General features: G+C 43.6%; 19 protein-coding genes. 11 read left to right on the forward strand and 8 right to left on the reverse strand.

Features of this window, described 5'->3' with window-relative positions; genetic code table 11:
• Window positions 1-34 precede the first annotated feature (34 nt).
• The gene (locus tag ACTL4S_RS08555) at window positions 35-1,297 is read right to left on the reverse strand and encodes a carbohydrate porin (protein ID WP_441299168.1); all 1,263 of its coding nucleotides are present in this window, start codon (window positions 1,295-1,297) and stop codon (window positions 35-37) included.
• 399 nt (window positions 1,298-1,696) lie between these two features.
• Between ACTL4S_RS08555 and mutM the strand changes: the two genes are divergently transcribed.
• Complete coding sequence (mutM, locus tag ACTL4S_RS08560; RefSeq protein ID WP_441299169.1) at window positions 1,697-2,557, forward strand: bifunctional DNA-formamidopyrimidine glycosylase/DNA-(apurinic or apyrimidinic site) lyase; 861 nt, start codon at window positions 1,697-1,699, stop codon at window positions 2,555-2,557.
• A complete protein-coding gene (locus ACTL4S_RS08565; protein WP_005106146.1) occupies window positions 2,554-2,838 on the forward strand; it encodes a peptidylprolyl isomerase in 285 nt (94 codons plus the stop codon). The genes mutM and ACTL4S_RS08565 overlap by 4 nt, the downstream gene beginning before the upstream one ends.
• 84 nt (window positions 2,839-2,922) lie before the next feature.
• Here the strand turns inward: ACTL4S_RS08565 and mscL are convergent, their stop codons facing one another.
• Window positions 2,923-3,363 carry a large conductance mechanosensitive channel protein MscL gene (gene mscL / locus ACTL4S_RS08570; protein WP_004281717.1) on the reverse strand — a complete coding sequence of 147 codons (441 nt, stop codon included), beginning with the start codon at window positions 3,361-3,363 and terminating at the stop codon, window positions 2,923-2,925.
• 178 nt (window positions 3,364-3,541) lie between these two features.
• A complete protein-coding gene (gene typA / locus ACTL4S_RS08575; protein ID WP_004281716.1) occupies window positions 3,542-5,380 on the reverse strand; it encodes a translational GTPase TypA in 1,839 nt (612 codons plus the stop codon).
• 174 nt (window positions 5,381-5,554) lie between these two features.
• Here typA and ACTL4S_RS08580 point away from each other — a divergent pair, with 174 nt between their 5' ends.
• From ACTL4S_RS08580 to ACTL4S_RS08590, 3 genes are all read left to right on the forward strand, one after another.
• The gene (locus ACTL4S_RS08580) at window positions 5,555-6,925 is read left to right on the forward strand and encodes a uracil-xanthine permease family protein (protein ID WP_310077085.1); all 1,371 of its coding nucleotides are present in this window, start codon (window positions 5,555-5,557) and stop codon (window positions 6,923-6,925) included.
• Between the two features lie 66 nt (window positions 6,926-6,991).
• Complete coding sequence (locus tag ACTL4S_RS08585) at window positions 6,992-8,026, forward strand: methyltransferase (protein WP_441299170.1); 1,035 nt, start codon at window positions 6,992-6,994, stop codon at window positions 8,024-8,026.
• Window positions 8,026-9,489: an amino acid permease gene (locus ACTL4S_RS08590; protein ID WP_121980021.1), complete on the forward strand. Its 1,464-nt coding sequence runs from the start codon at window positions 8,026-8,028 to the stop codon at window positions 9,487-9,489. The genes ACTL4S_RS08585 and ACTL4S_RS08590 overlap by 1 nt, the downstream gene beginning before the upstream one ends.
• Before the next feature lie 52 nt (window positions 9,490-9,541).
• Here ACTL4S_RS08590 and ACTL4S_RS08595 read toward each other — a convergent pair whose 3' ends face one another.
• Window positions 9,542-10,075 carry a cysteine peptidase family C39 domain-containing protein gene (locus tag ACTL4S_RS08595; RefSeq protein WP_121980379.1) on the reverse strand — a complete coding sequence of 178 codons (534 nt, stop codon included), beginning with the start codon at window positions 10,073-10,075 and terminating at the stop codon, window positions 9,542-9,544.
• 103 nt (window positions 10,076-10,178) lie between these two features.
• Window positions 10,179-11,234, reverse strand: coding sequence for an outer membrane protein Omp38 (gene omp38 / locus ACTL4S_RS08600; protein ID WP_121980378.1), 1,056 nt, complete (start codon window positions 11,232-11,234; stop codon window positions 10,179-10,181).
• A gap of 375 nt (window positions 11,235-11,609) precedes the next feature.
• Here omp38 and ACTL4S_RS08605 point away from each other — a divergent pair, with 375 nt between their 5' ends.
• From ACTL4S_RS08605 to ACTL4S_RS08615, 3 genes are all read left to right on the forward strand, one after another.
• Window positions 11,610-12,131: a GspH/FimT family pseudopilin gene (locus ACTL4S_RS08605; RefSeq protein WP_441299171.1), complete on the forward strand. Its 522-nt coding sequence runs from the start codon at window positions 11,610-11,612 to the stop codon at window positions 12,129-12,131.
• A 108-nt stretch (window positions 12,132-12,239) separates the two neighbouring features.
• Window positions 12,240-13,415: a thiolase family protein gene (locus tag ACTL4S_RS08610; protein ID WP_441299172.1), complete on the forward strand. Its 1,176-nt coding sequence runs from the start codon at window positions 12,240-12,242 to the stop codon at window positions 13,413-13,415.
• 159 nt (window positions 13,416-13,574) lie between these two features.
• Window positions 13,575-14,024, forward strand: coding sequence for a VOC family protein (locus tag ACTL4S_RS08615; RefSeq protein ID WP_441299173.1), 450 nt, complete (start codon window positions 13,575-13,577; stop codon window positions 14,022-14,024).
• A 65-nt stretch (window positions 14,025-14,089) separates the two neighbouring features.
• Here the strand turns inward: ACTL4S_RS08615 and ACTL4S_RS08620 are convergent, their stop codons facing one another.
• The 3 genes from ACTL4S_RS08620 to ACTL4S_RS08630 form a co-directional block, all read right to left on the reverse strand.
• Window positions 14,090-14,575, reverse strand: a complete 486-nt coding sequence (locus ACTL4S_RS08620) for a DUF934 domain-containing protein (RefSeq protein ID WP_441299174.1) — start codon at window positions 14,573-14,575, stop codon at window positions 14,090-14,092.
• Window positions 14,568-16,211: a nitrite/sulfite reductase gene (locus tag ACTL4S_RS08625; RefSeq protein WP_441299175.1), complete on the reverse strand. Its 1,644-nt coding sequence runs from the start codon at window positions 16,209-16,211 to the stop codon at window positions 14,568-14,570. The genes ACTL4S_RS08620 and ACTL4S_RS08625 overlap by 8 nt, the downstream gene beginning before the upstream one ends.
• 254 nt (window positions 16,212-16,465) lie before the next feature.
• Window positions 16,466-17,587 carry a CaiB/BaiF CoA transferase family protein gene (locus tag ACTL4S_RS08630; protein WP_441299176.1) on the reverse strand — a complete coding sequence of 374 codons (1,122 nt, stop codon included), beginning with the start codon at window positions 17,585-17,587 and terminating at the stop codon, window positions 16,466-16,468.
• A 213-nt stretch (window positions 17,588-17,800) separates the two neighbouring features.
• Between ACTL4S_RS08630 and ACTL4S_RS08635 the strand changes: the two genes are divergently transcribed.
• The 3 genes from ACTL4S_RS08635 (at window position 17,801) to ACTL4S_RS08645 (ending at window position 22,361) form a co-directional block, all read left to right on the forward strand.
• Window positions 17,801-18,811: an AraC family transcriptional regulator gene (locus tag ACTL4S_RS08635; RefSeq protein ID WP_004645946.1), complete on the forward strand. Its 1,011-nt coding sequence runs from the start codon at window positions 17,801-17,803 to the stop codon at window positions 18,809-18,811.
• Window positions 18,812-19,008: 197 nt separating this feature from the next.
• Window positions 19,009-20,214, forward strand: a complete 1,206-nt coding sequence (locus ACTL4S_RS08640; protein WP_409655000.1) for an acetyl-CoA C-acetyltransferase — start codon at window positions 19,009-19,011, stop codon at window positions 20,212-20,214.
• Window positions 20,215-20,225: 11 nt separating this feature from the next.
• Window positions 20,226-22,361 (forward strand): 3-hydroxyacyl-CoA dehydrogenase NAD-binding domain-containing protein, encoded by a 2,136-nt coding sequence (locus tag ACTL4S_RS08645; protein ID WP_441299177.1) that lies wholly within the window; start codon window positions 20,226-20,228, stop codon window positions 22,359-22,361.
• Window positions 22,362-22,376: the final 15 nt, after the last annotated feature.

The following is a 22,376-nucleotide window of genomic DNA, read 5'->3' on the forward strand; positions in this document are numbered from 1 at the left end:
GAGCCTGTTTAGTTATAACGTGAACGATCAAACTTTAGAAGATGATTCGTGTAGTCAAACCGAGTACCAGTGCATCATCCACATTGTTGCTTGAACCTGGATTAATGACATATTGCAGGTTTGGACGCAGCATTAGCCACTTTGTTGCGTTATAGCTATAGTTCAGTTCAATATTGTATTCTGCACTCGCATCAAAATTCAGATTCTTGATCCGGTCATTAATATGTACACGATTGACCGCCAGACCTAAAATATCATCCGGCTGGCTGTCCGCAAGACCGATATATTTCACACCGATTTGTTGTGAATTATCCACTTTATTGGTATCGCGGTCATGCCAAGTAAAGTTGGCAAATGAATGCAAACCCTGACGGCCCTGACCTGTAGACGTTAACTGTTGCTCTACAGCTAACCAACCAGCAAAGGTACGGTTTTTGGCATCAGTAGGATTGGCAATATCTTTTTGGTTGGCAACATCATCGGCAGTATTGTACATCCCGCCGACACGGTAGCTGCCTGGCAGGCCATTCACCCATGATTTCGGTGTCCAGATTACTTCTGCCGGAATTGTCACGCCATCTGCATGGTCGGTATCCAGACTCCAGCCCTGACCTTCTTTAGCGCCATTGCCATTATCCGGATTAAACTCATACACACCGACTTGTACCGCAAGTTCAGGATTGAGTTGCTGCTTCACGCGCGCACCCCATTGTGCTACAGGCGTATTCATCCAGATATTGCCCTGCCATTTACCCATCTGAGCAGCACAAAATGCCGTACTGGCAAAATCACAAGCCATGACATTAAAGTCCATGCCCAGACCAAGACGACCCGCCTTAATACTGAGTCCTTGGTCTTTATAATTCTTTTCAATAGACAGCTCGCTCAGACGGCTATCCTGATTACCACGCCCAAAAGTGCCTTGTACATTGGCCAGCTGTGGTGCATTAAGATCCTGCAAGTCACGGACAGAGGTACTTTGACCCTGACGTGCAGTCATCGCGGCACGTACGGTGACACCATTCCATCCTGCCAGCTTTTCCATATCCAGTTGAGTACCCAGCCATAATTGGGCAGAAGTTAATGGATCTGCGCCCTCATTACGACCACCATCAGCAAGATAGGCGGTATCGGTTAACAGATTGGCTTCAAATTTAATTCCCTGTTGGGCCAGTTCTGTACGTTGACCATTCCAGTCCCCCAGTAAATACTGACCTTGTGGATCAAATGCAGATTCCGCCTGAGCGGTTGTCATGGCAGCCATTAAAGGCAATAGAGCTAGACCTAAATATTTCATGTAAAACCTAAACATTCGGAGAGAAAAACAAGCAAGGTTTTTAAATTGCTATTAGGTGCATGAATTTACATAACTTTTCATACAAATTCCCAGCATTTTTTTTATTACTCATTAAACTTTTAGTTATGTCTTAAACATAAAAATATAATTTTTATTTAAAAAATCTTAAATTATTTATATATTTTTCATTAGCTTATAATGTATTGATAATTTCCATTCGATTTACTTCTAAGAAAATTCGCTATAAAAACATAGAAACCTAGTTTATTCTTTAAACAATTCCAGTTTAAATAAAGATGAAATACCCAGTCATTTTCCAGCGATTTCACCCAGATTAACGCTTGCAATCCCAGCCAATTCACCCAATATTAGCTGCATCTCCCTCGCCACTGATGCGTTATGCCTGAATTACCAGAAGTTGAAACCACCAAAACCAGTTTATTACCCTTATTGGAACAACGCGTCCAACGTGTTGAAGTGCGTCAGTCCAGTTTGCGCTGGCCTATTCCAGAAAATATAGAAAAACTGGTGGGGCAAAAATTACTCAAGCTCACTCGCCGTTCTAAATATATTCTGGCAGAGTTTGAACACGACACCATGCTCTGGCATTTGGGCATGTCGGGAAGTTTCCGTCTATGCGATGGCAATGAAGAATTACGCAAACATGACCATCTAATCATTCAGTTTGATGATATCGAACTGCGTTATCATGACCCTCGCCGTTTTGGTTGCATTCTTTGGCTGGATGCACAATCACAAAGCAAATTAATAGATACGCTGGGGCCAGAACCCTTAAGCGAGAACTTTAATGCCGAGTATTTATTTGAAAAATTGAAGAATAAAAATGTTGGCACCAAAGTTGCAATTATGGATAACCATGTGGTGGTGGGCGTAGGCAATATTTATGCGACCGAAAGTCTGTTTAATCTGGGGATTCATCCAGCACAACCGGCCTCGACGTTAAGCTTGGTGCAGATTGAAAAGCTAGTGCTGGAAATCAAGCGTATCTTGAAACAGGCAATTGATCTGGGTGGTTCAACCTTAAGAGACTACACCAATGCCATGGGCGAAAATGGCTATTTTCAGCAAACCCTGCTGGCTTATGGCCGTGCCGGTGAAATGTGTGTGAACTGCGAGACCACACTTGAAAATATTAAATTGGGACAACGGGCTTCAGTTTTTTGTCCTGAGTGCCAACCTTTGAAAAAGATCCAGCTCCCTGTCAAAAAAGTGGCAACTGTACGAGGGAAAAAGTCATGAAAACAGCTATTGTGCGTCATATTCTAGTTAAAGATAAAGAAACTGCTGAACAGCTTAAAAAGAAGATTTTAAGTGGTGCAGACTTTAATAAAATCGCCAAACAGTATTCGACCTGTAATTCTGCCAAACGTGGCGGTGAGCTAGGTGAAGTGAAGAAAGGCCAGCTGGTTCCAGTGATTGATAAACTGGTATTTACTGCTGCTGAACATGTATTACATGGTCCGGTCAAAAGCCAGTTTGGTTTTCATTTGGTCGAAATCAAATTCCGGATGGATTTTTAATATTTATAAATCCCTCCTTACCTCCCCCTTTGTCAAAGGGAGGAGTTCCCTTTTTATAAAGGGGATTTAGGGGGATTAGAAAAATTAGACTTGAGGTGGACGCTTTTTCAATTCATCACGAATTTCACGCAGCAATTCAATATCGGCTGGGGTAGTCGGAGTTTCCTCGACTGGGCCTTCTTGTTTACGTAAACGATTCATGAATTTAACCAATAAAAATACGACCCAGGCTAAGATTAAGAAATTAATTAAAATCGTTAAAAAGTTACCGTAAGTCAGTACATTCACACCCGCCTTAGTCAAGGCATCTAAAGATTGTAAATTGTCTGGGTTTCTTCCTAAGATAAAGAATTTTTGCGTAAAATCGACGCCACCACCGGTAATCACGGTAATTAAAGGCATAATGATGTCTTTCACCAATGAATCGATGATCTTGCTAAAAGCGCCACCGATGATGACACCAATCGCCAGATCCATCATATTGCCTTTGATCGCAAACTCTTTAAATTCTTGAATAATACTCATAACTGCTCCCATATTTTATTTTCAAGTTTTGGGTCAAATTATACCTGAGTAAATACTTTTAATTTTGACTTAATTTAATGCGTTTTAGTAAATTGCAATGTGAGCATCGCTTAAATATAAAAAAAACCGTAATCTTGGAAAAGATTACGGTTTTTGAAAACCCGAAATAATCTAGCGATTATTTACCTGAACGGTTACGTTTACGTTCGTTTTCAGTCAAGAAACGCTTACGGATACGGATTGACTTAGGTGTTACTTCTACTAGTTCATCATCTTCAATAAACTCAAGCGCTTGCTCAAGTGTATATTCAATCGCAGGAACCAGCGTTAACGCATCATCAGTACCAGAAGCACGTACGTTGGTTAACTGTTTTGCTTTAGTCGGGTTAACTGTCATGTCGTCTGAACGAGAGTTAATACCGATGATCATACCTTCATAAACTTCTAACTGTGGTTTCGCGAATAGACGACCACGGTCTTGAAGTGTGAACAGTGCATAGCCCAGGCAAGTACCTTGAACCATAGAAATCAGTACACCGTTTTGACGTTTCGCAACAGTACCTTGCTTCATTGGACCGTAGTGCGAGAAGCTAGACGTCATGATCCCTGTACCAGAAGTCATGGTCAGGAATTCAGAACGGAAACCAATCAGACCGCGTGAAGGAACAGTGGCTTCAATACGGATACGGCCTTTACCGTCAACTTCCATATTGGTCATTTCGCCTTTACGATGACCCATTTGTTCCATTACAGCGCCTTGGTGCTGTTCTTCAACGTCAAAAGTAACGTTTTCGTATGGCTCTTGTTTTTCACCATCAATTTCTTTAATGATTACTTGTGGACGAGATACGCCCATTTCGAAGCCTTCACGACGCATGTTTTCAATAAGAACTGAAAGGTGAAGTTCACCACGACCCGATACTTTGAAACGGTCTGGGCTGTCAGTATCTTCAACACGTAATGCTACGTTGTGAATCAATTCGCGGTCTAGACGTTCACGGATATTACGTGAAGTTACGAACTTACCTTCTTTACCAGCAAACGGTGAGTTGTTTACCTGGAATGTCATCGATACTGTAGGTTCATCTACAGACAATGGAGGTAAAGCTTCAACATTTTTCGGATCACAGATGGTGTCAGAAATGTTGAGTGCATCGATACCCGTTACACAAACGATATCGCCTGCAGAAGCTTCTTCAACGTCAACGCGATCTAGACCATGATAACCCATGATTTTTAAGATACGGCCGTTACGTGTTTTGCCATCTTTATCGATTACAGTTACTTGTGTGTTTAATTTCACTGAACCGCGTTGGATACGACCAATACCGATAACGCCTACGAAGCTGTTATAGTCAAGTGAAGATACTTGCATTTGGAATGGGCCATCAACGTCAACCGCTGGTGGTTCAACGATGTCTACGATCGTTTGGAACAACGGAGTCATATCTTCAGCAAGTTCTTCTGGAGAAGGACCAGCAACACCACGAAGGCCTGAAGCATAAACAACTGGGAAGTCTAACTGTTCGTCAGAAGCACCCAAGTTATCGAATAGATCGAATACTTGGTCAATTACCCAGTCTGGACGCGCACTTGGCTTGTCTACTTTGTTAATAATCACGATTGGTTTCAAACCACGTGCGAACGCTTTTTGTGTTACGAAACGAGTTTGTGGCATCGGGCCTTCTTGTGAGTCTACAAGAAGAAGTACGCAGTCAACCATCGACATTACACGTTCAACTTCACCACCGAAGTCGGCGTGTCCCGGGGTGTCCACGATGTTAATACGGTATTCAGTATTGGTACGTTCATCTAACCATTTGATTGCAGTGTTTTTTGCAAGAATGGTAATACCACGTTCGCTTTCAATAGCGCCAGAATCCATGACACGCTCGATCTCACCCGCGCGATCACCGAGAGCACCTGATTGTTGCAAAAGTTTGTCTACAAGAGTGGTTTTACCATGATCGACGTGCGCAATAATGGCGATGTTACGGAGAGTTTTAATATCTGACATGTAAATTCAATGCGTATGTAATTTGAGGGCAAATTATACAGAAAAATACAAAACTTTTATAGTCACTGTAACCACACTCCTCAACTTTTTTTGCTCCGTTGAGGCTTTTTTGATTTTGTAAAGACGTGTAACTCGATTAGAATAGCGCCACCCAGCCTTAATTTGCATTGACACATGTCTGATTTTAATCAATCTCCTCCTTCTAAAGATCAACTTGACCTGGTATATGGTCTGGAAGATCGACCAAAACCATTAATTGCTTTTTTAGCTGCATTCCAGCACTTACTGGCGATTATTGTCCCGATTGTGACCCCTGGCCTGCTGATTTGTTTGGCGCTCGGTGTTTCCAAAGAAGACACCAACATGATTTTGTCCATGTCCTTGGTGATCTCGGGTATCGCGACTTTTTTACAGTCTAAAAAAGTGGGGCCATTTGGTGCCGGTCTGCTGATTGTCCAAGGAACCAGCTTTAACTTCATCGGTCCAATTATTGGTATTGGTTCAGCCATGGTGGCTGCAGGCACACCTGTAGAAGCAGTCATGGCTTCTATTTTTGGTGTGGTGATTGCAGGTGCATTTATTGAAATGGGCGTGTCACAAATTCTGCCTTGGATCAAAAAACTGATTACACCGCTGGTGACCGGGATTGTCGTGCTGCTGATTGGTTTGACCTTAATTAAAGAAGGTTTAATCAGTATGGGCGGTGGTTATCAGGCCATGAGCGATAAAACTTTTGCCAATGCTGACAACCTGATCATGTCTTGTACCGTCTTGGCGTTGATTATTATTCTGAACCGTATCCGGATTACCTGGGTAAAAAGTTCTGCCATTTTGATCGCCCTAATCTGTGGTTATGTTCTGGCGGGCTTTATGGGGCATCTGGATTTCTCTGCTCTAAAAGATGCACCGTTGGTACAGATTCCAACCCCAATGCATTTCGGTTTAAGCTTCTCCTGGAGCCTGTTTATTCCGATGGCATTCATCTATCTGGTGACCTCTTTAGAAGCGATTGGTGATATCACTGCGACTTCAAAGCTTTCCAACCAGCCAGTTGATGGTCCAAAATGGATGCAGCGCATTAAAGGCGGTGTACTGGTGAATGGCGCGAATTCATTCCTTGCCGGTATTTTTAACACCTTCCCAAGTTCAGTATTTGCACAGAACAATGGTGTAATTCAGTTGACGGGTGTAGCGAGTCGTTATGTCGGCATCTGGATTGCTGCTTTGCTGGTTATTCTTGGTTTGTTGCCTGCAGTTGCTGGTATTATTCAGGCCGTTCCGCAAGCGGTACTGGGTGGTGCAGTGATGGTGATGTTTGGTGCAGTCGCAGCCTCTGGTATTAACATTCTGTCTGGTGTCCATCTGGACCGTCGTGCCCTGCTGATTATTGCGATTTCATTAGCACTGGGTTTAGGTGTTGCACAAGTTCCACAAATTCTTGAACATCTTCCTGAGTTATTCCGTAATATCTTTAGCTCAGGCGTTGCTACTGGTGGTATCGCTGCCCTTATTCTGAATGTAGTACTTCCTGAAACAAAGAAGTAATTTCATGTCCAAAGAACACTGTCTAGGTCAGACTTAGGCAGTGTTCTTTATATTGGAGAGATACCTATGGATCCTAAAAGCGAAGTTTTATTAAGACAATATGATTTTTTGTCGGGTCGCATCTTACTGATTAATGCACCAACAGATGATCTGCTCGCTGAATTCGATGCCTCTATCAATCCCGCTGTCTGGACATGGAATTTTAACGATTTTCAATATTTCCAGTCACAACAAGCAGATGTGCATTTTGGCGCAGAGATGCCTGAAGCTGAGTTTGATCAGGCGGTTATTTTTGTACCCAAGTCTAAAGAACTGTTAAATTATTTGCTGCACACTGTGGCAGCGCAGCTTAAACCGGGCAGCAGTGTTTTCCTGGTCGGTGAAAAGAAAGGCGGGATAGAGCGTGCAGCCAAACAGTTACAGCCTTTTGGTAAAACACTCAAACTCGACAGCGCGCGTCATTGCCAGCTTTGGCAATTGGTTCTAGAGCATACGGTCGAGAAAAAAGCACTTGCAGACTGGGCGCAGCACTATACCGTATCTACACCAAATGGTGATCTGAATATTTGTGCACTTCCGGGCGTTTTTAGTCAAAACCGTTTGGATGTCGGTACTGCCACACTATTACCTTATTTGTCACAAGTCACTTCAGGTAAAATTGCTGACTTTGGCTGTGGCGCAGGCGTCATTAGTGCGTATCTGGCAAAATTAAATCCGAAAAACCGGATTTTTGCCATGGATGTCGATGCCTTTGCACTGGCTTCTACGCAAATGACCTTTGCAGAAAACCAGCTTACTCCTGAACAGATTGAAATCAAAGCGGTTACAGGCATTGAAGATGCACCCTTGTTCTTGCATGCCATCGTCAGTAATCCGCCTTTTCATATGGGAATCGAGACCGATTACACGGCAAGCGAAACCTTATGTAAAATCTCGCGCCGTCATTTAAAATCGGGCGGTGAGCTTTGGATCGTGGCCAACCGTTTCTTGAACTACCCGACCCTGATTGAACAAAACTTTGGTCGCTGTACAGTCAAAGCGGATCAACAAGGCTTTAAAGTGCTCTTCGCCAGCACTCAAAAAAATGTTAAGGAATCATGATGAGCGAAACGCAAAACACGATGCAGCTGCAGCGTAAGCTGGGTGCTCGTCATCTGAATATGATCGCCATTGGGGGATCAATTGGTACAGGTCTATTCCTGGCTTCAGGTGCGACCATTGCCAACGCGGGACCAGGCGGTGCACTGCTTGCATATGTACTGATTGGTATCATGATTTATTTCTTGATGACCAGTCTAGGTGAACTTGCCACGCATAACCCGACCTCAGGTGCATTTTTCACTTACGGCACTAAATATGTCGAAGGTGGTTTTGGTTTCGCTCTGGGTTGGAACTACTGGTACAACTGGGCCATTACCGTGGCTTTTGAGCTGGTTGCCGTTCAGTTTATTATGAAATTCTGGTTTCCAGATATTCCGGGCGTGTACTGGAGTGCCATTTTCCTGGCCATTATTTTCGGGATTAATGCCCTGACGGTAAAAGGCTTTGGCGAATCTGAATTTTTCTTTTCTCTGGTTAAAGTTCTCGCGATCATTGCTTTTATCATCATCGGGATCTGGATGATCGTGAAGATCATGCTGACCCCGGGTGCAGAAGCATTTGCCAACTGGAGCATTGGTGATGCACCCTTTGTCGGTGGTTTCCAGGCATTAATTGGCGTGGCGATGATTGCCGGATTCTCTTTCCAGGGTACCGAAATGGTCGGTGTGGCGGCAGGTGAATCGAAAGATCCAAAGAAAACCATTCCGGTCGCCATCAAACAGATTTTCTGGCGTATCCTTCTGTTTTATATCGTGTGTATTTTCATTATCGGCACCTTGATTGCCTATAATGACCCACGTTTATTACAGGCCGCTGCAACAGATAATATTGCACTTTCACCATTTACCTTATTGTATGAAAAAGCCGGTTTTGCCTTTGCCGCCAGTATTATGAATGCGGTGATCTTGACCGCTATTTTATCTGCAGGTAACTCGGGCATGTATTCGTCTACTCGTATGCTGTTTGATATGGCACGTAAAGGCAGTGCACCTAAAATGTTTGCGCGTCTGGACCCGCGTGGTGTGCCGATGAATGCACTCTATGCCACTACGGCGATCGCAGCTCTATGCTTCCTGACTACTTTCTTTGGTGAACAGGAAGTCTTTAACTGGCTGCTAAACATGTCAGGGATGTGTGGCTTTATTGTCTGGCTCGGGATTGCCATTTCCCATTACCGTTTCCGTAAAGGGTATCTGGCTCAAGGTTATAAACTGGAAGATCTGGCTTATCGCGCTAAATTCTTTCCTTTCGCCCCTTGGTTTGCATTTATTCTGTGTGCGATTGTTGTTCTCGGACAGAACTATCAGGATGTTTTGGCCGGTCAATGGATGGGTGTGTTATCGACCTATATCAGTATTCCGCTATTCCTAGCGATTTGGTTCGGCTACAAATGGAAGAAAAAAACCAAACTGGTCTCTTATCAAGAGATGGATGTGCAGCCGATGAAACTTGATCAGGAATAAAAAATTATTCATTAAAAAAATCAGCTTACGGGCTGATTTTTTATTTCTTGAATTAACTATGACGCATCACGAAATTGCGATCATCAATCACAATCACTTGCTGGCAAATTCCGTCTACCCGACGTTGCTGCTCAAATATCTCTTTAGGCATAGACTCAAAACTATCAAAGAAGCTAATTTCATTTTCATCAATTTCATATATCAGGGAATGATTCCCTACTCCCTCTAAGGTGTCATAGAACACAATCACAAAACGGCCTGCTTCTACATTTTCCTGAATTTCTGCATAAGACAATGGCTGTTCTATAACAGGAATATTTAAGCGATGTGCTTGTTGATAGAAATCGACTTCAATTGGCTGTTTATCTGCATCATATTCAGTACAAAAATTGACATCCAAACCCAATGTCTTTAAAGCAACTGCAAGTGCGATGCTTGAGCTTCCCATTTCAGGGTCATGTTGACAGAGCTGAGTTAAATCAGGAATATTCAAATCAATGCCATAATGATGAAAAATCATCCATATTGCAAAAATTCCGCTATTGGCTTCCAGATTTTGCAAATCTTCAGGAATTTCGACACTCATATTTTTACTCAACGACATCTTAACAGGCTAAGTGTAGTCAAAATACAGACACAAAAAAAGCAGCTCCGAAGAGCTGCCTTTTTAATGAGTGTTCAATAATGAATTATTGAGCAACTGGTTGTTCAGCTAAAACAGTACGGCTACCAGTAATCGTCGCGAATACACGACGGTTCATAGCACGACCTTCTTTAGTGTTGTTGTCAGCAATCGGTTGATCCCAAGCAAAACCTTGAGTAGACAAACGAGATGCATCTACGTTGTATTCATTCACAAGTGAAGATTTAACAGAGTTAGCACGCGCTAGAGATAGACGTTCGTTCAATGCACGTGGACCAGTGTTGTCAGTGTGACCTTCGATGCGAGCAGTAGCGTTTGGATATTCAACTAGCTTCTCAGCAACTTTCGCGATTTCTGGTTTGTATTGATCTTTGATGTTTGATTTGTTTGTATCAAAGAACACACGAAGTTCCATGTTCAGGTCTTCAGTCAACTCTTGTGGAGCTGGTGCAACCGGAGTTACAGGCTCAACTGGAGCAACTTCTACTACTGGAGCAGCTGGTTTCAAACGGCCACCTAGAACTACGTTAAGACCAGCAAGTGCTGTATAGTTCCAGAATTTTTCGTCAAAGTGGTAAGTACCACGAGCTTCTGTACGTAGTGCCAATGCATCGTTGATATGCCAGAACGCACCAATACCTGCATTACCTAAAGTACCTTCTTCTTCATTACCACGAGTACCGCGATCTACACCTTCAAATTCGTATTTGTAGTGACCCGCACCCAAAAGCATATATGGCTTTACTTTGCTGTCATAGTTACCAGTGAATACATCAGAAGTTGCATAGAAGTTACCTGCAATATTCTGACCTTTGTATTCTGCACCAGGAGCTGCATAATCTACATCGCCTTTAACCTGGCTATATTCAGCTTCAAAACCTAACCATGGAGTTAATTCAACACCAATCGCAGCACCAACGAATAAATCGTCTTGCATTTCACCTTGATTAGAAACTAATAACTCACCATCGTTACCGCCATTATTGTGCTGAGTGTCTTGGAATGTATAACCTAACATCAACGGAGTAACAGTTACGCCTGCATTTGCAGCAGCAAAAGGTGCAGCTACAAGCATAGCTAAAGCAATACGACTCATTTTCATGGATTTATCCTCCAGAGATAACAATTGTTGTTCAAGCTCAAGCCCGTAATAGGCCATCCTGAGATAGGCTTTTTATTACCCCAGTTTTATTCTTAAGCTATTCACATGGCATCATACAAACACTTTATTATTTTTCCAAGTGCTTGATTAATTTAATCAAGTAAATTATTGACAAAATTACTTACAATTTCCGTTGTAATTCAGTAATTTTTTACTCAATTTTTTATTCTGAATGACCTATTGTGATTGCCAATTATTTTTTAATAGCTTTCTTGAATTTTGAGTAACAGCTAAATTACACGCTCAACAAAGCATAAAAAACGCATAATTAATAACATGTTTCCTATAAAAATAATATATAAATCAGGTAACTCTATGTATAGAAAAATAACAAGAGCGTTCACTATTGTTGAATTAATTATTTATGTTGCAGTGCTTGCAATTTTGACCAGTATTGCCCTGCCTTACTTTCATGAATATCAGTCCAGACAGGAAGCCAAACAGATTCCTATCAAATTATCTGCGGTTAACCGTTATGCACGTAGTCAGGCTGCCGTGTTTCACCAGAATATTGTGATCTGTCCCAGTCAGGATTCACTCAGCTGTCACCCCAATCAATGGAATAAAAATATACTGGTCTTTATTGATAAAAATAAAAACCGGCAAGTCGATGCGGGCGAACAAATTTTACACATTGATGCACTAAATCTTAAATATGGCAACCTGAGCTGGCGGGGTGCTTTAAGCTCACCGAGTGTCACTTATCAAGCGCACACTGCCCTGCCGATTGGTTCAAATGGCAGTTTCTATTATTGTTCCACTCAGCTTTCGAGCCAACAGCGCATCGTGTTGAGTAAAATGGGGCATATCCGCGTAGAAAGCCTCTCCTCATGCTAACAGAACTATCCAGTTTAAGATTGACTGCGATTAACCCTTCAATCCTGGGTTTTTTTCAATATACTGCTTATGTTTGAAAAATTGATTAAAACTTATACGGAGAGAACAATGACTGACATCGTAATTGTCAATGGTGCACGAACAGCCATGGGTGGCTTTCAGGGTAGTCTTGCAAGTGTAACTGCGCTCGAACTGGGTGCGGTCACCATTAAAGAAGCAATTGCCCGTGCGGGTCTGCAACCAACAGATATTGAAGAAGTCATTATGGGTTGTGTACTCCCGGCAGGTTTAAAGCAAGGCCCTGCACGTCAAGCGATGCGTCAAGCTGGTCTTCCAGATTCTACTGGTGCTGTGACCATTAATAAATTATGTGGTTCAGGCATGAAAGCCGTCATGCAAGCGGCTGACATGATCAAAGCAGGTTCTGCTGAAATCGTGGTTGCCGGTGGCATGGAATCCATGACTAATGCGCCCTATGTATTGCCAAAAGCACGTGGCGGTTTCCGTATGGGTCACGGTGAAATCAAGGACCATATGTTTCTGGATGGCTTGGAAGATGCTGAAACAGGTCGCTTGATGGGTTCATTTGCCCAAGATATGGCAAATACCAAAGGTTATACCCGCGAGCAGATGGATGATTTTGCGATTCGCTCATTAAAGCGTGCGCAAACTGCAGTCAATGAAGGCTACTTTGCTGATGAAATCGTGCCTGTAACAGTTAAAACCCGTAAAGGTGATGTAGTCGTTGATAAAGACGAACAGCCGTTCAATGCCAACATCGATAAAATTCCAACTTTGCGTCCTGCTTTCGCTAAAGACGGTACGATTACGGCGGCTAATGCCAGCTCGATTTCAGATGGTGCATCAGCTTTAGTAATTACCTTGGCTGACAATGCAGCAGCAAAAGGGTTGAATCCTTTGGCTAAAATTGTTGCCTATGCATCGAATTCGCAACATCCATCTGAGTTTACTATTGCTCCAGTCGGTGCAATCCAGAAAGTGCTAGATAAAACTGGATGGGCCGCTTCTGATGTCGACCTTTGGGAAATCAATGAAGCCTTTGCCATGGTGACCATGTGCCCAATGGATGAGTTCAAGCTGGATCCTGAAAAAGTCAACATTAACGGTGGTGCATGTGCACTCGGTCATCCTGTGGGTTCAACCGGTTCACGTATTATCCTGACTTTGATTCATGCACTAAAACGTACCGGTGGAAAAAAAGGGATTGCAGCCCTGTGTATTGGTGGTGGTGAAGCGACAGCTGTGGCGATTGAATTACTTTAACCTATTCTCTCACCCCATCCCTCGCCCATAGGGAGAGGGAGTTAAAAATCCTCCTGATCTGGAGGATTTTTTTCGCTTACATTTTGATAAAGCTTGCTCGCGCAAAATACCGCAAAGTGGCGTAGATTAAAGCAAGCAAAATAAAAAGAGAGTTCTCCCATGCAACTGAATCATTACCTCAATTTCCAAGGTCAGGCTGAAGCAGCCTTTAACTTTTATAAATTAGTTTTTGGAAGCGAATTTTCAAGTCTGAGTCGTTATGGTGAAATGCCAACTGAAGAAGGTGTCACACTCTCGGAAGCGGATCAAAATAAAATCCTGCATATCTCACTTCCCATTAACGAATTTACAGAACTGATGGCATACGATACGAATGATCAATTTTGTGCACAAAACAATACCGTTTTCATTCAAGGTAATAACCACTATATTTCCATTAACTTAGATGCCAGCGAACAAGCTGAAGCACAACGACTCTTTGATGCTTTATCGGTGAATGGTCAAATTGAGATGCCGCTAGAAAAGACCTTTTGGGGCGCACTTTATGCTGCCTTTAGCGATCAGTTTGGAATTCACTGGATGATCAACTGTCAACTTGAAGAAAATTAAAGATTTTTATCAAGATATAAAAAAGCCGGAATCAATCCGGCTTTTTGACAGCAACTTAATTTAAATTAAGCACCTGTTTGATAATGTGCCTGTGCAACCGCAGTTGATGCCTGGTACGGATTTTTGAAATCATTCAAACCTGCAGCGGCTTCCTGAATATCTTTACCTTCTTTAATCACGAAAGTGTCGAAACCAGAACGCTTCATGTAATTCAGCACATCTTTGAACACATCACCGGTGGCACGTAGTTCACCCTGGAAACCCTGACGGCGAAGAAGTGCTGCAAATGAATAACCACGGCCATCATTAAAACCGGCAAACTCGATAAAGATTGCGTCTAGCTGGTCCAGTGGAAATTCATGGTTTTCAGGCGAAGCATCTACAGTTAAGTACAATGCTTTTTTACCTGCCACATTGGTAATTTGATCTAACTGTTCAACAGTTAATACCACATCACCTTGGGGTAATACACCATCTTCACCCATCAATTGATAGGTATTGTCTGCAATCGTGCCATCTTTAGAGAGCACTTGAAGTGCGGTATTAAGCATATGCACGCTCCTTAAATGGTTGAATGCCGACACGGCGATAAGTATCGATAAACTCTTCATCTTCCTGACGCAGGTCAAGATAAGTATTCAGAATTTCTTCTACGATATCCGGCACGACTTCGGCTGCAAATGATGGGCCAAGAATGTCACCAATTGACGCATCATGATCCGCATTTCCACCAAGCGTAATCTGGTAGAATTCTGCACCTTTCTTGTCTACACCTAAAATACCGATATTACCCACATGGTGATGACCACAGGCATTCATACAGCCTGAAATATTCAGATCCAGTTTGCCTAAGTTATAAATCGTATCCAGGTCATCAAAACGGCGTGAAATTGCTTCAGAAATCGGAATGGATTTCGCATTAGCCAAAGAACAGAAGTCACCGCCCGGGCAGCAAATGATGTCGGTCAAGAAACCGATATGCGCACGTGCCAGGTTGTTTTGGTCAAGGGTTTGCCATACAGCGAACAAGTCTTTTTGTGGTACATCGACCAAGGAAATGTTTTGCTCATGCGTGGTACGCAGCTCACCGAAAGTGTACTGATCGGCAAGATCTGCAATCAGGTTCATTTCTTCGGTGCTGACATCACCCGGTGCAATTCCGGCACGTTTCAGTGAAATCGTCACAATACGATAACCTTTCACTTTATGTGCATTGGTATTAATGTTGAACCACTGTTTGAATTTTGGATATTGTGCAAACAGTTCAGTGAAATCTTCATCTGCATAATCTTGGTAATCGAATGGCGTGAAGTTCTCATCCATTTTCGCCAAGGTGTCTGCATCGATTTTCAGTGTTTTAATCGTATGCTCAAATTCAGCTTCAACTTTCTCGGCAAATACTGCTGGTGTTAAAGCTTTTACCAGAATCTTGATACGCGCTTTATATTTGTTGTCGCGACGACCATGCAAGTTATATACACGAAGTACTGCTTCCAAATAAGCAATCAGGTCTTCACGTGGCAAGAATTCACGAATAAAGCTACCAATCACCGGCGTACGGCCGAGACCACCACCGACTTTGATTTTATAGCCCATTTCGCCTGCTTCATTACGCACGATATACACACCGATATCGTGGAATGCAGTTGCTGCACGATCGGTTTCTTCAAGCGCAGAAACCGCAATTTTGAACTTACGTGGCAAGAAGGCAAATTCCGGGTGGAACGTTGACCACTGACGAATCAACTCACAGGTTGGGCGCGGATCAGCAATTTCACCTGCAACCACACCGGCATACTGGTCCGTCGTGGTATTACGGATACAGTTACCTGAAGTCTGAATCGCATGCATTTGCACAGTCGCCAGTTCAGTCAACATATCTGGTACGTTTTCAAGTGCAGGCCAGTTAAACTGAATATTTTGACGTGTTGATACGTGCGCATAGCCACGGTCATAGTCTTTGGCTAATTCTGCAATTTTACGCAATTGTTTTGAATTCATCAGACCATAAGGCACCGCGATACGCAACATCGGCGCATAACGTTGTACATAAAGGCCGTTTTGCAGACGAAGCGGACGGTATTCATCTTCCGTCAATTTACCTGCTAAATAACGTTCCGTTTGGTCACGGAACTGTGCAACACGTTCATTGATCAGTTGCTGATCGAAATCAGTATATAAATACATGGCGTACAGCTAGTAGTTTCTATTATATCGTCGGCAAGGATAACGAGATTAAAACTATCAATAAAATGCTTTTTATACATATTTCATAGCGGTTTTATTGATAAGCCTGTCAAAGTTTCACGGATCTCAGTATTTATAGCATTCGATTAAATTTAAAGTAATAATGATTAAATTCTTCAATCATTATTACTTATTTTCATATAGAAAAATTTATCTCTACTTTCATTATCTACTTTATTAACACTTTAAAAATTCTACCAATTTTGACTCTCTCCCAATTGCTGTCCTACAAATTCATAACGTATCGTGGAACGTGAAAATTTAATCGGACAAGCCAGTTGTGCTTCGGTTTGCTGACTATTGGATTTGAGTGGCACTTGTACGACCCATCCCCGCTGCTGGGCCAGATCGGAATGTAACGCTTCTTCAAGTTTGAGCACCGGTTCAACACAGACATCCAACGCGGCAAACAGCGTTTGCCATTCAGATAAAGACTTAGTCTTGATTTTATTCTGAATCGCCTGCTTCACCGCAGCATGATCTTCAGCGGCATAAGAGGCGCCTTTTTCCAGAAGAATCGGCAGCTCTAAAGCCTGTGCCAATCCCTGCATAAATTGTGGTTCCAGACTGCCAATCGATAGATAACGCCCATCCTGGGTTTCATAATAGTCGTAAAAAGTACCGCCATTCAGATAGCCGGATTCTGGAGATTGATGCTGATTGCCAGCCAGACTGGCAGAAGCTGCCAGATTGCTCATCGTTACCACACAATCGGTCATGGAAATGTCAATATACTGGCCTTTGCCACTTTGTTGGCGTTCAATCACCGCGGCCAGAATCGCAATCACGGCATGCATGGAACCACCTGCAACATCGGCGACCTGAATTCCCAAGGCTGGTGGACCATTTTCAATCCGGCCACTGTGTCCGGCAATTCCGGACAAAGCCAGATAGTTAATGTCGTGTCCTGCTTTATCTTTATATGTGCCAGTTTGGCCATAACCGGTAATGGAACAGTAAATCAGTTTCGGATTAATTTCGCTCAAGGTTTGATAGTCTAGCCCAAGACGTTGCATCACCCCGGGACGGAATTGCTCAATCACAATGTCATAATCTGCAATCCTGGATTTAACCAGTTCAATATTCGTAGGATCTTTCAAATCCAGTGCAACCGATTGCTTGTTTCGATTCAAATAACTTTGTGAAGTGGCCTGTCCATTGGCAAAAGGTGGCATTAATCGCAACAGGTCCGGTCGGGTTGGTGATTCAATATGCACAACTTCTGCACCTAAATCAGCAAGATATAATGTGGCAAACGGGCCGGGTAAAAGTGTAGAAAAATCTAGGATTTTCAATCCTTTTAATACATATGACATTGGAGTATTTGCTCTACTTATATTGCTTTTTTCAGCATCTTAGGCACATAAATGCATAAAAACAATGTCATGTTCAGCCATTTACCTTGATAGTTTCGGCAATCTAATATGTAAGAAAATGGCAAAGGTATTCTTGTAAATTGCCATTGCTTTATTATTTTTCGTCATTTAGGTCAATTATTAGTGAACATTAAAGAGACTGAAGGATTAAACATGAGTCGCGATACGATCAGTATCCATTTCGTCAATGCAGCCTTATCTGGCGTTAAGCGTCTGGGCATGGATGTCGATACTTTATTGTCTCACGTCGGGATTGAAGCAGAACTGCTGCATCAGCCCAAAGCGCGTATTTCGCCTGAACAATATACCCGCTTTATTAAAATGCTGTGGATGGTGACCCAGGACGAGCATGTCGGCTTTGACAAACAGCAACGCCGGTTGGGTACTTTTGCGATCATGTGCCAGCTCATCATTCATGCCAAAACCCTCGGTGATGCACTGGAACTGTCTTCCCAGTTCTACAAACTCTTTGGTGATGACTGGTCGGTGACCCTGGAACGCGACAAACACGAAGCACGTCTGGTTCCGCTGATTCCAAATGCGATGGATCCGGATCATTTCATTACTGAAAGCATGCTGATGATCTGGCATGGCTTGGCGTCTTGGCTCATTGAGCGTCGCCTGCCACTGGAACGCGTGCATTTTAGCTACCCTCGTCCAGACCATGCCGATGAATATGATGCCTTATTCTTTGCGCCGGTAATGCAGTTCGATATGCCACGCACCGAGATCACTTTTGCTGCGGATTATCTGGATTTGCCAATTCGCCAGAATGAAGAAACTCTGGAAGAATTTTTGAAAGCAGCGCCGGCCCAACTGCTGGTGAAATTCAAAAATACCAACTCACTGACTTCACGTATTCGTGATGTGCTGAAGAGCCAGATTGGCGAAGAAATGCCAACATTAAACGATGTCGCGTCAATGCTTTATCTATCACCGCAAACCTTGCGTCGCCGTCTGGCAGCCGAAGGCAAAAGCTATCAAGGCGTGAAAGATGCATTGCGACGTGATGCCGCAATTCACCTGTTACTTAACCCTGATCTTACCCTTGAAGATGTCGCACAACAGGTCGGTTTCAGTGAAACCAGTACCTTCCACCGTGCTTTCAAAAAATGGACAGGTGTGACTCCGGGTCTGTATCGTCAATTACATGGCTATCATTAATCAAGTAATGCCGCAAAAGAGCATGTAATAATAAAACCAGTTCTCTCCGCCTAAGCAAAAGCTTAGGCTTTTTTATAGCTAAAATTGGCTAAATCGCTCAAATGATCTGGCCCGTTCTCGTCATTGCACTTCAAAAATTAAGGATTACACTCGAATCATTAGAATAATTTTCATTAAATCAATAAAAGGAACATGCTATGAGCGAGGCATATATTATTGACGCCATTCGTACGCCACGCGGAAAAGGCAAAAAAGATGGATCTTTACATCAAGTAAAACCCATTTCATTACTGACTGGTTTACTCAATGAACTGAAAGACCGTCACGGACTGGACACCTCAAAAGTCGATGATATTGTGCTGGGTTGTGTCACCCCAATTGGTGATCAGGGTGCCGATATTGCCAAGACCGCTGCCATCGCTGCCGGCTGGGACAATGATGTAGCAGGTGTGCAAATTAACCGTTTTTGTGCTTCCGGTCTGGAAGCGGTTAATCTGGCCGCACAAAAAGTCCGTTCGGGCTGGGAAGATCTGGTTGTTGCAGGTGGAGTCGAATCCATGTCCCGCGTGCCGATGGGTTCAGACGGTGGTCCTTGGGCACTGGACCCTGAAACCAATATGGCCTGTGACTTTATTCCGCAAGGCATCGGTGCAGATTTAATTGCCACGATTGACGGTTATAGCCGTGCAGAAGTAGACCAGTTTGCCGAACAATCACAAAAGAAAGCAGCTGCCGCTCAAGCCAATGGTTACTTCAACGCATCCGTTATTCCAGTAAAAGATAAAGCCGGTGTAGTGATTCTGGATAAAGATGAATTCATCAAACCGATAACGACCGCTGAAGGCTTAGGTAAACTCAATCCAAGTTTCGCCACTATGGGGCAAATGGGCTTTGATGCAATTGCCCTGCAAAAATATCCTGAAGTCAGTGCTGTCAATCATGTGCATCATGCCGGGAATTCTTCAGGCATTGTCGATGGTGCGGCTGTGGTTTTGATCGCATCGGAACAAGCAGTAAAAGAACAAGGTCTGAAGCCACGTGCCAAAGTACTGGCGACGGCACTGGTCGGTGCAGATCCGACCATTATGCTGACCGGCCCTGCCCCGGCTGCTCGTAAGGCCTTGGCGAAAGCCGGTTTAACAATTGATGATATTGACCTGTTTGAAGTCAATGAAGCTTTTGCTGCCGTGGTGATGCGCTTTATCAATGAAATGAAGGTTGATCCTACCAAGGTGAATGTCAACGGCGGTGCAATTGCCATGGGACATCCACTCGGTGCGACTGGAGCCATGATTTTAGGCACTTTGCTGGATGAGCTGGAACGCCAGGGGAAAAAACGTGGATTAGCCACACTTTGCGTGGGTGGTGGTATGGGCATCGCAACCATTATTGAACTGGTATAAGGAGAAAAATAATGAGCGCAATTCAATATCAAAAAAATGAAGATAATATTGTTATTTTAACGTTTGATTCTCCAAACCAGTCTGCAAATACCATGAATGCCGACTTTCGCACGGCACTGGATGAAGTCGTTGCCCAGTTACAAGCAGATGAAGATATTGCCGGGATTATTTTCCGTTCAGCGAAAAAAACTTTCTTTGCTGGCGGCGATCTGGATGAACTGATTCAAGCCACTCCTGAACATGCAACTGAATTCTTCAATATGATTGAAGAGATGAAAGCCAAACTACGCTATATCGAAACTCGCGGTATTCCTGTCGTTGCTGCACTGAATGGTACGGCGCTCGGCGGTGGCTGGGAAATTGCCCTGTGTGCCCATCATCGTATTGCCCTGAATGACCCTAAAAGCAAATTTGGCCTGCCTGAAGTCACACTGGGTTTATTACCAGGTGGCGGTGGTATCGTCCGTAGCATCCGCCTGCTCGGTCTGCAAAATGCCCTTCCTTTATTAATGGAAGGCAAACAGTTTGGAGTCGATAAAGCTAAATCTTTAGGGCTGATTCATGAGGTCGCAGACAGTACCGATGAACTGTTGAAAAAGGCCATTGCCTGGATCAAAGCCAATCCAAAATCTCAGCAGCCATTCGATGTAAAAGGCTATAAAATTCCGGGTGGTAGCCCTTCGACACCAGCAGTTGCCCAGATGCTGGCAATTGCTCCGGCGATGCTACGCGATAAAACCAAAGGCTGCTACCCTGCACCTGAAGCGATCATGTCGGCTGCGGTAGAAGGTGCACAGGTCGATGTCGATACAGCCCTGACCATTGAATCGCGTTACTTTACTTATCTGGCGACCGGTCAAATTTCTAAAAATATGATTGGCACCTTCTGGCATGGTCTGAATGCAATCAAATCCGGTGCCAGTCGCCCTCAAGGTCTTGAAAGGTGGAAAGCCACGAAAGTCGGTATTTTAGGTGCGGGCATGATGGGTGCTGGGATCGCCTATGCCACTGCCAGCAAAGGCATTCCAGTGGTGCTAAAAGACATTTCAATCGAAGCGGCTGAAAAAGGCAAAGCCTATAGCCAGAAACTGCTGGATAAAAAAGTCGCTCAAGGGCGTTTATCAGCCGAGAAACGAGATCAGTTTTTAAGCCTGATTCAAACAACCGCATCTAATGCAGATCTAGCGAGTTGCGACCTGATCATTGAAGCGGTATTTGAAAATCCCGCGCTCAAGGCTCAAGTCACGCAAGAGGCAGAGCAATATCTTGTCAGCAACGGCGTAATGGCTTCGAATACCTCGACCCTGCCGATTACAGAGTTAGCCCAAGCTTCAAAAAATGATCAGAACTTTATCGGCCTGCATTTCTTCAGTCCGGTCGATAAAATGCAGCTAGTGGAAATTATCAAAGGTAAAAATACCTCGCCAGAAACGCTGGCCAAAGCTTTCGATTTCGTGCAGCAGATTGGCAAATTACCGATTGTGGTGAATGACAGCCGTGGCTTCTTTACCAGCCGCGTGTTTGGCACCTTTGTGCAGGAAGGTTTACGCCTGCTGGCAGAAGGCGTACATCCGGCACGAATTGAAATGGCAGCTCTCAAAGCCGGTATGCCGGTAGGCCCGTTGGCGATTCAGGATGAAGTATCCTTGACCTTGTCTGAACATGTGGCCAATGAAAGATACAAAGCTTTAGAAGCACAGGATCAGACCATCACTAAATCACCTGCGGATGACGTGATTCACAGTATGATTCACGAATTTAACCGTAAAGGTAAGGCCGCAGGCGCAGGTTTTTATGATTATCCGGCCGATGCCAAAAAGCAGCTCTGGTCTGGTCTCAGCCACTGGAAAAAAGACAACGATATTTCTGAACAGGAAATGATTGACCGCTTCCTGTTTGTACAGGCACTGGATACGGTTCGCTGTCTAGAAGAAGGTGTTTTGGAATCTGTAGTCGATGCCAATGTGGGTTCCATTTTTGGTATTGGCTTTGCCGCCTGGACGGGCGGTGCAGTACAATTCCTGAATCAGTATGGTTTAGCCAAAGCCGTGACCCGTGCCAAAGTACTTGAAAATAAATATGGCGAACGCTTCAAAGCCCCACAACTCCTCAAAGATCGCGCAGCACACGCCCAGCCGATTCAATAGTGTGGCCACTTAAAT

It is taken from the genome of Acinetobacter lwoffii (assembly GCF_052078135.1).
In the GTDB taxonomy this organism is placed as follows: Bacteria; Pseudomonadota; Gammaproteobacteria; order Pseudomonadales; family Moraxellaceae; genus Acinetobacter; species Acinetobacter lwoffii_Z.

Excerpts from the sequence above, each read along its gene's own strand:
- ACTL4S_RS08645 (WP_441299177.1), top strand. The coding sequence starts at position 20,226 with ATGAGCGCAATTCAATATCAAAAAAATGAAGATAATATTGTTATTTTA.
- ACTL4S_RS08585 (WP_441299170.1), top strand. The coding sequence starts at position 6,992 with ATGGATCCTAAAAGCGAAGTTTTATTAAGACAATATGATTTTTTGTCG.
- ACTL4S_RS08620 (WP_441299174.1), bottom strand. The coding sequence starts at position 14,575 with ATGCTTAATACCGCACTTCAAGTGCTCTCTAAAGATGGCACGATTGCA.
- ACTL4S_RS08565 (WP_005106146.1), top strand. The coding sequence starts at position 2,554 with ATGAAAACAGCTATTGTGCGTCATATTCTAGTTAAAGATAAAGAAACT.
- ACTL4S_RS08635 (WP_004645946.1), top strand. The coding sequence starts at position 17,801 with ATGAGTCGCGATACGATCAGTATCCATTTCGTCAATGCAGCCTTATCT.
- mscL (WP_004281717.1), bottom strand. The coding sequence starts at position 3,363 with ATGAGTATTATTCAAGAATTTAAAGAGTTTGCGATCAAAGGCAATATG.
- ACTL4S_RS08605 (WP_441299171.1), top strand. The coding sequence starts at position 11,610 with ATGTATAGAAAAATAACAAGAGCGTTCACTATTGTTGAATTAATTATT.
- ACTL4S_RS08595 (WP_121980379.1), bottom strand. The coding sequence starts at position 10,075 with ATGAGTGTCGAAATTCCTGAAGATTTGCAAAATCTGGAAGCCAATAGC.
- ACTL4S_RS08625 (WP_441299175.1), bottom strand. The coding sequence starts at position 16,211 with ATGTATTTATATACTGATTTCGATCAGCAACTGATCAATGAACGTGTT.
- ACTL4S_RS08615 (WP_441299173.1), top strand. The coding sequence starts at position 13,575 with ATGCAACTGAATCATTACCTCAATTTCCAAGGTCAGGCTGAAGCAGCC.
- typA (WP_004281716.1), bottom strand. The coding sequence starts at position 5,380 with ATGTCAGATATTAAAACTCTCCGTAACATCGCCATTATTGCGCACGTC.
- omp38 (WP_121980378.1), bottom strand. The coding sequence starts at position 11,234 with ATGAAAATGAGTCGTATTGCTTTAGCTATGCTTGTAGCTGCACCTTTT.
- ACTL4S_RS08580 (WP_310077085.1), top strand. The coding sequence starts at position 5,555 with ATGTCTGATTTTAATCAATCTCCTCCTTCTAAAGATCAACTTGACCTG.
- ACTL4S_RS08555 (WP_441299168.1), bottom strand. The coding sequence starts at position 1,297 with ATGAAATATTTAGGTCTAGCTCTATTGCCTTTAATGGCTGCCATGACA.
- ACTL4S_RS08630 (WP_441299176.1), bottom strand. The coding sequence starts at position 17,587 with ATGTCATATGTATTAAAAGGATTGAAAATCCTAGATTTTTCTACACTT.
- ACTL4S_RS08590 (WP_121980021.1), top strand. The coding sequence starts at position 8,026 with ATGAGCGAAACGCAAAACACGATGCAGCTGCAGCGTAAGCTGGGTGCT.
- ACTL4S_RS08610 (WP_441299172.1), top strand. The coding sequence starts at position 12,240 with ATGACTGACATCGTAATTGTCAATGGTGCACGAACAGCCATGGGTGGC.
- ACTL4S_RS08640 (WP_409655000.1), top strand. The coding sequence starts at position 19,009 with ATGAGCGAGGCATATATTATTGACGCCATTCGTACGCCACGCGGAAAA.
- mutM (WP_441299169.1), top strand. The coding sequence starts at position 1,697 with ATGCCTGAATTACCAGAAGTTGAAACCACCAAAACCAGTTTATTACCC.